Source organism: Enterobacter sp. PGRG2, from assembly GCF_030291195.1.
Taxonomy (GTDB): domain Bacteria; phylum Pseudomonadota; class Gammaproteobacteria; order Enterobacterales; family Enterobacteriaceae; genus Enterobacter_D.
Genome location: NZ_CP127837.1, coordinates 2,088,080 through 2,097,304, shown reverse-complemented (window position 1 = coordinate 2,097,304; position 9,225 = coordinate 2,088,080). Strand labels below are relative to the sequence as shown.

Sequence of the window (9,225 nt, the reverse complement as noted above, 5' to 3'; positions counted from 1 at the left end):
AATGGTGCCGATAATAGGAGTCGAACCTACGACCTTCGCATTACGAATGCGCTGCTCTACCAACTGAGCTATATCGGCCCTGAGACGTCTTCACGGGCGTGAATGACGGTGTAGAAGGTTAAAACTAACAGGGCGATGCGTCAATAACCTTTCTAATCAACCGGCTACTTTTGCATCACCCTGTTTCATTTAAGCACGAATGGTATCGTCGCCAAAACCGATCCACTTATAGGTGGTCAGGGCTTCAAGACCCATCGGGCCGCGGGCGTGCAGCTTCTGCGTGCTGACGGCCACTTCTGCCCCCAGACCAAACTGTGCGCCATCGGTGAATCGCGTAGAGGCGTTCACATAGACCGCTGACGAATCTACCTCATTCACAAAGCGATTCGCGTTGCGCAGCGTACGGGTGAGGATCGCGTCTGAATGCTGGGTGCCGTGCTCGCGAATATGCGCAATAGCGTCATCCAGATCCGCGACGATTTTCACGTTCAGATCGAGAGACAAAAACTCATCATCGTACTGCTGCGCTTTCACCGCTTCCACCTGCGCCGGGCCATCCTGTAACTGTGCCAGCGCGGCGTCGTCCGCATGCAGCGTTACGCCGCTTTCCGCCATTTGTTTGCTGAGCGCAGGCAGGAAGGTATCCGCGATATGCTGATGAACCAGCAGCGTCTCCACGGTGTTACAGGTGCTGGGACGCTGGGTTTTCGCGTTAACGATGATCTTCAGCGCCGGATCAATCTCGGCGGTGTCATCCACGTAGATATGGCACACGCCGATCCCGCCGGTGATCACCGGGATGGTGGACTGTTCGCGGCAAAGTTTATGCAAACCTGCRCCRCCRCGGGGGATCATCATGTCGATATATTTGTCCATGCGCAGCATCTCGTTCACCAGCGCACGATCCGGGCTTTCGATCGCCTGCACCGCACCGGCGGGCAGACCGCACTCTTGCAGCGCCTGCTGAATGACCTTCACGGTCGCGGCATTGGTGCGCCAGGTCTCTTTGCCGCCGCGCAGAATGGCGGCGTTACCGGTTTTCAGGCACAGGGAGGCGACATCCACGGTGACGTTAGGACGCGCTTCATAGATCACGCCAATGACGCCAAGCGGCACGCGGCGGCGCTCCAGACGCAGACCGCTGTCGAGCAGACCGCCGTCAATCACCTGCCCCACCGGATCGGCCAGCTTGCACACCTGGCGGACATCGTCAGCGATGGCTTTCAGGCGCGCGGGATTGAGCGCCAGGCGGTCGAGCATGGCTTCGCTCAGGCCGTTACGACGCGCTTCTGCCACATCCTCGGCGTTCGCCAGCAGGATCGCCTCCGTCTGCGCTTCCAGATAATCGGCCATTTTTTCCAGCACGCGGTTTTTTTCACGGGCGGATAGCTGCGCCAGTTTGTACGATGCTGCTTTCGCAGCGATGCCCATTTGTTCCAGCATACGTCTGCTCCTTAGCGGGTGATCATATCGTCACGATGGACGGCGACCGGGCCATATTCATAACCCAGAATCGCATCAATTTGCTGCGAGTGGTGGCCAGCGATACGACGCAGCGCATCGCTGTTGTAACGGGTTACCCCATGGGCGATGTCGCGCCCTTCCAGGTTACGGATGCGGATCACTTCCCCACGCGAAAAGTTGCCGTTCACCTCTTTGATGCCTTTCGGCAGCAGGGAGCTGCCCCGTTGCAGGATCGCCTCGGTCGCGCCCTCATCCACGGTGATTTCACCGGCGGGCGGCGCGCCAAAGATCCAGCGTTTACGGTTTTCCAGCGGTGAGGTCTGGGCGTGGAACAGCGTCCCCACAGAGATCCCCTCCACCACATCGCCAATCACGCCGGGACGGCTGCCCGCGGCAATAATGGTGTCGATACCGGCGCGGCAGGCCACGTCAGCGGCCTGAAGTTTGGTTCCCATCCCGCCGGTGCCGAGGCCGGAAACGCTGTCTCCGGCAATGGCGCGCAGGGCGTCATCAATACCGTAAACGTCTTTAATCAGTTCCGCCTGCGGATTACTGCGCGGATCGGCGGTAAACAGCCCTTGCTGATCCGTCAGCAGCAGTAATTTATCCGCACCGCCGAGGATCGCGGCCAGCGCCGAGAGATTATCGTTATCGCCCACTTTGATTTCAGCGGTGGCGACGGCGTCGTTTTCGTTGATCACCGGCACGATGTTGTTGTCCAGCAGCGCGCGCAGGGTGTCACGGGCGTTAAGGAAACGTTCGCGATCTTCCATATCGGCGCGGGTCAGCAGCATCTGCCCGACATGAATGCCGTAGATGGAAAAAAGTTGTTCCCACAGCTGGATGAGACGGCTTTGCCCCACCGCCGCCAGCAGTTGTTTGGAGGCGATGGTCGCCGGCAGTTCCGGATAGCCTAAATGTTCGCGCCCGGCGGCAATCGCCCCGGACGTCACAATCACAATGCGATGCCCGGCGGCATGCAGCTGTGCGCACTGGCGGACTAATTCCACAATGTGGGCGCGATTCAGGCGGCGCGATCCGCCCGTTAAAACACTGGTGCCCAGTTTTACCACCAGCGTCTGGCTGTCACTCATGATTCTCTGCCGTTAAACAAATAAGAAAAAAGATGGGAAAGGACGTTTTAACAGGAGTCAGCGCGCTTGCCAATAACCTGCGTAAAAAGCCCGTTTTTTATTGCGCGGGATCAGCAAGCCTAACGGCAGAATTTGACACTTTTATGGCAGTAGCAAATAAATCCATTTTTTTCAAATTAATCCGACTTTGTCATAAAACCTTCATTCCAGAGCGTTAAAACCCCTCATGTTTTTTCACGGGGCTATAAGCCCAGCGAATATTAGCGTGTCTTTCAAATCAGGAATCAAAATGAAAAAGAGTACTCTGGCATTAGTGGTGATGAGCATTGTCGCTTCCGCATCGGTACAGGCGGCAGAAGTTTATAACAAGAACGGCAACAAGCTGGACCTCTATGGCAAAGTTAAAGCCATGCATTACTTCAGCGACGATGCTGGCAGTGACGGTGATACCACTTATGTGCGTCTGGGCTTTAAGGGCGAAACGCAGATTAACGATCAGCTGACCGGTTTTGGTCGCTGGGAAGCGGAATTTGCCGGTAACAAAATCGAAGGCGCATCTGACGCGCAGAAAACCCGTCTGGCCTTCGCAGGTCTGAAAATCAAAGATTTTGGCTCTCTGGATTATGGTCGTAACCTCGGCGTGATGTACGACGTGCAGGCGGCGACGGATATGTTCCCTGAATTTGGCGGCGACTCTCTGGGTAAAACCGACAACTTTATGACCAAGCGTACTACTGGCGTGGCGACCTACCGCAACACCGACCTGTTCGGCGCTGTGGAAGGCCTGGACATGACCTTACAGTATCAGGGTAAAAACGAAGGCACCCGCGCGGCGAACAAACAGAACGGCGACGGCTGGGGCACCTCTCTGGCCTATGATTTCGGCGGCAGCCCGGTCACTATCACCGGCGCTTATGCCAGCTCGGACCGTACCGATCTGCAACAGTTGCAGGCGCGTGGTCAGGGCGACAAAGCCGACGCCTGGGGCACCAGCATCAAGTATGATGCCAACAACGTTTACCTGGCCGCCATGTACGCGGTGTCTCACAACATGACCCCGATCTCCGGCGGTTTCGCTAACAAAGCGGAAAACTTTGAAGCCGTGGCGCAGTACCAGTTCGACTTCGGCCTGCGTCCGTCTCTGGGCTACGTGCAGTCCAAAGGTAAAGACATCGAAGGCGGGATCGGCGATGAAGATCTGGTTAAATACATTGATGTGGGCGTGACCTACTACTTCAACAAAAACATGTCGGCGATGGTTGACTACAAAATCAACCAGATCGACGACGACAATCAGCTGGGTCTGAGCAGCGACGACGTGGTAGCGGTTGGCGTGACCTATCAGTTCTGATGACAGAAAAGAAAACGCCCTTCAGCGATGAAGGGCGTTTTTTTATGCGTGAGGTTTAGCGACAAATCAGGCCGAGAGTTTCACCGGCTCTTTTTTGAAGTCATCAGCAGGTTCAAGCTTCAGCTCAAGGGTGGAGAGCATATCGCGGGCACGACCATGAAAATCGCGCAGCGTATGTTCCAGACGCTCCTGCACTTCTTTGTCTTTGATCGCGACGGGCTGCCAGTGCCCTTCTTTATCAAACATGCCGAACTGATAGCTGTAGGTAAAGCGCTTCTCCTGGGCTTCCATTATCATCCACCAGCCCCAGAATTCGCGGCTTTCCGGCGCTGGCTTAACGTTAACGCAAACAGCCAGGCAGTCGAAAAAGAACCGATTATCTTCGCACTGTTCTTCCCGGATATAGGGGCCAAGTGCGGTGAATTTCTTAATAAGTCGGCTTCTCGGGTGTCCACTCGGTAACGTCATTGCAATCTCCTTATGTGTAGCCACTGTTTTACCAAACCGGCATAAATTAGCAATGCATTAACGCAATTTATGATTAATCCAGTCGGTAATTTCCCGCAGCGCACGGTCGAAATTGCGATACAGCGGTTTCTGCGGGATCTCCAGCAGCTTGCCATCGGCAGATGACGAGGTGATTAAACGCGACTCTTCTTCCGGGCTAAAGGGATCGTTCTTCCAGAAGCCGGACAGCATCGGCGTCGGGCAACGGCGTCCGAGCAGCCCCTGCGTTTTCAGCGAATAGCGATTCAGCTCCACGCGCAGCGCTTCGTCCGAGGCATCGTGCATCCCCAGACGGCTCGCCAGCACATCAAGATACATTTCCGGTATCGTGCTCAGACGGGCGCTGTCGGTCAGGAGCGCATGCACCATCGGCCCCAGACAGGCCACCGCTTTCAGGCGCGGCGATTCCAGATAGGCCAGCCGCACGGCGACGTTCGCGCCAAAGCGGAAGCCAAAGGCGGCGACGCGCGTATGGTCAATCCACGGAATATCCGGCAGCGCTTTCAGCACGTGCTGGTGGAGGATGCTGGAGTCCTGGGTCAGCTTCCATTTTGACGAGAAGCCAATCGACGGCATATCCAGCGTCAGCATGGCGATGCCCTGCGGCGCGAAATAGCGCTCATAAAGGGTGTAGTAGTCGCTTTGCAGGCTATCCAGCCCGCCGCACATCAGCACCGTCGGGAAGGGGCCGTCGCCTTTCGGCATGTGCAGAAACGCCGTTAAGGGCGCGCCGCCGGCAATGGGGATCTCCAGCTCGCGCAGCGAGCCAGGCAGCCGTCGCGCCGCTTCTTCATAAGCACGGTTCGCCAGAGCCTGCGCCTGCTCCGCCAGATCGTCACCCTTCAGATGGGGGTAGGCGGCAATACTGTAGAGGGTAGAGGCATGAAGCCAGTGACGGCCGCTGAGGGCAGCGTCTTCTTCCTGACTGGCTTTTTGCTGCCAGACCATCGCCTGGGTGGCCCACTCATATATCCAGTTGCCGTTGCGATAGCCCACCACGGTGTCGTAAAGGGCGTTGTCGGTGCGTTCGGCTTCACTCATCACGATGCGCGCCTGCACGTCCAGCAGCTCACGCGGATCGACGCCGCGCCAGATCCACATCAGACGGTTGTTCATGCGATACCAGCACGGGATGTTTCTGCCATCCAGCGCCGACTGGACCGCCGGTTGCGTGCCATGCTGAAAACGGCGGACTAATGTCGACGTCTCAGGGTGTTTGAAGCGGGGTTTAAACAGGGTTTCGCTAAGATTAGCCTGGGTCATTGCGCGCAGCCTCCATGAATACGTCACTAATGACTATTGTAACCTGCCGGGCGCTAAAATGAACAACGCCCGGCATAACCGGGCGCTGAAAAGGCATAATAGATGCGGGGATTAACGGCCGGAGATCGGCGGCACGAAGGCCACGCCCATATCCCAGGGTTGTTCAATCCAGGTATCCTGCGGAATATCAATTACATAATCATCAACCAGCGGACGACCAGCCGGTTTTGCAAAAATAGTAACAAAATGCGCTTTTGGATACATTTCACGAATGGCAACCGCGGTACCGCCGGTATCCACCAGATCGTCGATCACAATGAAACCTTCGCCATCGCCTTCCGCGCGTTTCAGCACGGTCAGCTCACGCTGGTTATCATGGTCGTAGCTGGAGATGCATACGGTATCTACATGGCGAATACCTAATTCACGTGCCAGCAGTGCGCCCGGCACCAGACCACCACGACTAACGGCAATGATGCCTTTCCACTGCTCTGACGGCATCAGGCGCGCGGCCAGTTTGCGGGCGTGAATTTGCAACATGTCCCAGGTGACGACGTATTTTTCGCTCATGTGAAGTGTCCCAGCCTATTTTAAAACGGCTTAAAAAGTGTTCGAGGGGAAAATGGGTTGCGCGAGATTATAGAGATCCGACGCACTAAAAACCAGTGTTACGGGGCACCTGCGCTGCTTTTTACGTGCGTCACAGTACCAGGCCGCCAATAAAGTGGTATTCTGCCAGCCTATCGCGCAAGCATTGCACATGGTGTTTATTTGCTAACCCTGCAACCTGTACATTTCTTTTACAGGTCTATGTCAAGGAGACTTATCGTGTCTGAACTGTCTCAATTATCTCCACAGCCGCTGTGGGATATTTTTGCCAAAATCTGTTCCATTCCGCATCCGTCTTATCATGAAGAACAACTGGCCGCGCACATTATGGGCTGGGCGCAGGAGAAAGGCCTGTTTGCTGAGCGCGACAGCGTCGGTAACATCCTGATCCGCAAACCGGCTACTGCCGGTATGGAAAACCGTAAGGCGGTCGTCCTTCAGGCGCACCTCGATATGGTGCCGCAGAAAAACAACGACACCGTGCATGATTTCACCAAAGATCCCATCCAGCCTTATATTGATGGCGAATGGGTAAAAGCACGCGGCACCACGCTGGGCGCGGATAACGGTATTGGTATGGCCTCTGCGCTGGCAGTGCTTGCAGACGACAGCGTGGCGCACGGCCCGCTGGAAGTGCTGCTGACCATGACCGAAGAAGCCGGTATGGACGGCGCCTTTGGTTTGCAGGCCAACTGGCTGCAGGCAGACATTCTGATCAACACCGACTCTGAAGAAGAGGGTGAAATCTACATGGGCTGCGCGGGCGGGATTGATTTTATCTCCACCCTGCCGCTGTCCCGTGAAGCCATCCCGGCGGGCTTCCAGACCTTTAAGCTGACGCTGAAAGGCCTGAAAGGCGGTCACTCCGGCGGTGATATTCACCTCGGGCTGGGCAACGCCAACAAGCTGCTGGCCCGCTTCCTGGCCGGTCACGCGAAAGCGCTGGATCTGCGTCTGGTGGATTTCAACGGCGGTACGCTGCGTAACGCCATCCCGCGTGAAGCTTTCGCCACCGTTGCCGTGTCTGCTGACAAAGCTGATGAGCTGAAAACCCTGGCGAGCACTTACCTCGACATTCTGAAAAACGAGCTGGAAGCGAAAGAGAAGAACCTGAACGTGGTTCTGGAAGCGACCACCACGGATAAAGCCGCGCTGACCAGCCAGTCCCGCGATGCGTTCGTGCAGCTGCTGAATGCCACCCCGAACGGCGTGATCCGCAACTCTGACGTGGCAAAAGGCGTGGTGGAAACCTCGCTGAACGTCGGCGTGGTGACCATGCAGGACGACAGCGCAGAGATCATCTGTCTGATCCGTTCGCTGATCGACAGCGGTAAAGAGTACGTAGTCAGCATGCTGGAATCTCTCGGGACGCTGGCTGGCGCGAAAACCTCCGCCAAAGGCAGCTACCCTGGCTGGCAGCCGGACGCCAGTTCGCCGGTGATGGCGCTGGTACGCGAAACCTATCAGCGTCTGTTTGATAAGACGCCGAACATTCAGGTGATCCATGCGGGTCTGGAATGTGGTCTGTTCAAAAAACCGTATCCGGATATGGATATGGTGTCTATCGGGCCAACCATTACCGGGCCGCACTCGCCGGATGAGCAGGTGCATATTGAAAGCGTGGGCCAGTACTGGACGCTGCTGACTGAACTGCTGAAGGCGATCCCGGCTAAGTCGTAAGCTTTGTGATAAACGCCCGGCGGCGCTTCGCTTGCCGGGCCTACAACAGCTCGCCCGTGCAATGTTGTACGGGATTGCCGGGCCTGCATGAACACTGTAGGCCGGGTAAGCGCAGCGCCACCTGGCACTTTTCCCCCAATTAAAGCCCCAGCACCAGTTGCCGCTCCAGCTGTGGATCGAGCAGCGTAACGTGCAGCCCCACCAGCCTGACGCCCCGCCCTCCCCGCCGCTCATCCCAGGTTTTTCTGGCGATGGCGAGCAAATCGGCTTTGTTTAAGCACGGCCAGACGTGCTCCTGGGTGGTGAGCTGAAAATCGTTGAATTTTAACTTCACCCCCTGACGGGCAATGCGCAGATCCGGTTTAACCTTTGCCAGCCGCCGTTCCAGCTCGTCATAAAGAAAATCAATTTGCGCTTCGCATTCTGACCACTCATGAATATCGTCTGCCAGCGTGCGCTCCACGCCGACCGATTTGCGTAACCGCTCGCTGGTGATCTCCCGCTCGTCGATCCCCTGGCTGCGCTCCCACAGCACGCGGCCAAATTTGCCAAAGCGCTTGAGCAGCATAGCGAGATCGGCGCGCTGTACGTCTTCGCAGGTGCGCAATCCCAGCTTTTCCAGCTTCGCCGCCGACACTTTGCCGACGCCGGGGATTTTCGATAAGGGTAACGTGCGCAGAAACTGCGGCACCTCGTTCGGGGTAATGACGTACTGACCGTTGGGCTTGTTAAGATCGGAGGCAATTTTCGCCAGAAACTTTACCGGCGCAATGCCAGCCGAAGCGGTGAGCTGAAGTTCATCAAAAATGGCCTGGCGGATCTGCCGGGCCATCAGCGTGGCCGAGCCCTGACAGTGCACGCTGTCGGTGACATCCAGATAGGCTTCATCAAGGGAAAGGGGTTCAACGTGCGAAGTGTAACGGGCAAAAATCTCCCGGATATGCGCGGAAGCTTCTTTATAGGCATCGAAACGACCGGGTAACAGGGTGAGATGCGGGCAAAGCTTCAGGGCCATCGCCGTGGGCATGGCGCTGCGCACGCCAAATTTGCGCGCCGGATAGTTGGCAGTGCTGATCACGCCGCGTCTTTCCCGGCTGCCGCCGATGGCGAGGGGAATATCACGCAGCGCGGGGTTGTCGCGCATTTCCACTGCTGCGAAAAAGCAGTCCATATCAACGTGTATTATTTTACGCATCGCAGACCCTCACCCATACTGGATAAGTATACAGCCTTACTGCCGTTTATGAGAAGCAGTTG

General features: G+C 56.5%; 8 protein-coding genes and 1 tRNA gene. 2 read left to right on the top strand and 7 right to left on the bottom strand.

The features are described from left to right. Window positions 1-2: 2 nt before the first annotated feature. From QRD42_RS09085 to proB, 3 genes are all read right to left on the bottom strand, one after another. Window positions 3-78: transfer RNA gene (locus tag QRD42_RS09085), tRNA-Thr, on the bottom strand. Window positions 79-189: 111 nt separating this feature from the next. Then, on the bottom strand, window positions 190-1,443 hold the full coding sequence (proA, locus tag QRD42_RS09080; RefSeq protein ID WP_321988663.1) for a glutamate-5-semialdehyde dehydrogenase: 1,254 nt from the start codon (window positions 1,441-1,443) through the stop codon (window positions 190-192). An 11-nt stretch (window positions 1,444-1,454) separates the two neighbouring features. Then, window positions 1,455-2,558 (bottom strand): glutamate 5-kinase, encoded by a 1,104-nt coding sequence (gene proB, locus QRD42_RS09075; RefSeq protein ID WP_318363140.1) that lies wholly within the window; start codon window positions 2,556-2,558, stop codon window positions 1,455-1,457. Window positions 2,559-2,847: 289 nt separating this feature from the next. Here proB and phoE point away from each other — a divergent pair, with 289 nt between their 5' ends. Beyond that, window positions 2,848-3,909, top strand: coding sequence for a phosphoporin PhoE (gene phoE, locus QRD42_RS09070; RefSeq protein WP_072567439.1), 1,062 nt, complete (start codon window positions 2,848-2,850; stop codon window positions 3,907-3,909). A 66-nt stretch (window positions 3,910-3,975) separates the two neighbouring features. Here the strand turns inward: phoE and crl are convergent, their stop codons facing one another. The 3 genes from crl to gpt form a co-directional block, all read right to left on the bottom strand. Then, complete coding sequence (gene crl, locus QRD42_RS09065; protein ID WP_072567438.1) at window positions 3,976-4,377, bottom strand: sigma factor-binding protein Crl; 402 nt, start codon at window positions 4,375-4,377, stop codon at window positions 3,976-3,978. Window positions 4,378-4,434: 57 nt separating this feature from the next. Continuing rightward, window positions 4,435-5,679, bottom strand: a complete 1,245-nt coding sequence (gene frsA, locus QRD42_RS09060; RefSeq protein WP_072567437.1) for an esterase FrsA — start codon at window positions 5,677-5,679, stop codon at window positions 4,435-4,437. Window positions 5,680-5,790: 111 nt separating this feature from the next. After that, complete coding sequence (gene gpt / locus QRD42_RS09055) at window positions 5,791-6,249, bottom strand: xanthine phosphoribosyltransferase (protein ID WP_072567436.1); 459 nt, start codon at window positions 6,247-6,249, stop codon at window positions 5,791-5,793. A 258-nt stretch (window positions 6,250-6,507) separates the two neighbouring features. On the opposite strand from gpt, the gene pepD reads away from it, so the two are divergent. Beyond that, a complete protein-coding gene (gene pepD / locus QRD42_RS09050) occupies window positions 6,508-7,968 on the top strand; it encodes a cytosol nonspecific dipeptidase (RefSeq protein ID WP_072567435.1) in 1,461 nt (486 codons plus the stop codon). A 139-nt stretch (window positions 7,969-8,107) separates the two neighbouring features. Here the strand turns inward: pepD and dinB are convergent, their stop codons facing one another. Further along, entirely contained in the window at window positions 8,108-9,163 is a 1,056-nt protein-coding gene (gene dinB, locus QRD42_RS09045) for a DNA polymerase IV (protein ID WP_321988662.1), read from the bottom strand. Window positions 9,164-9,225 lie beyond the last annotated feature (62 nt).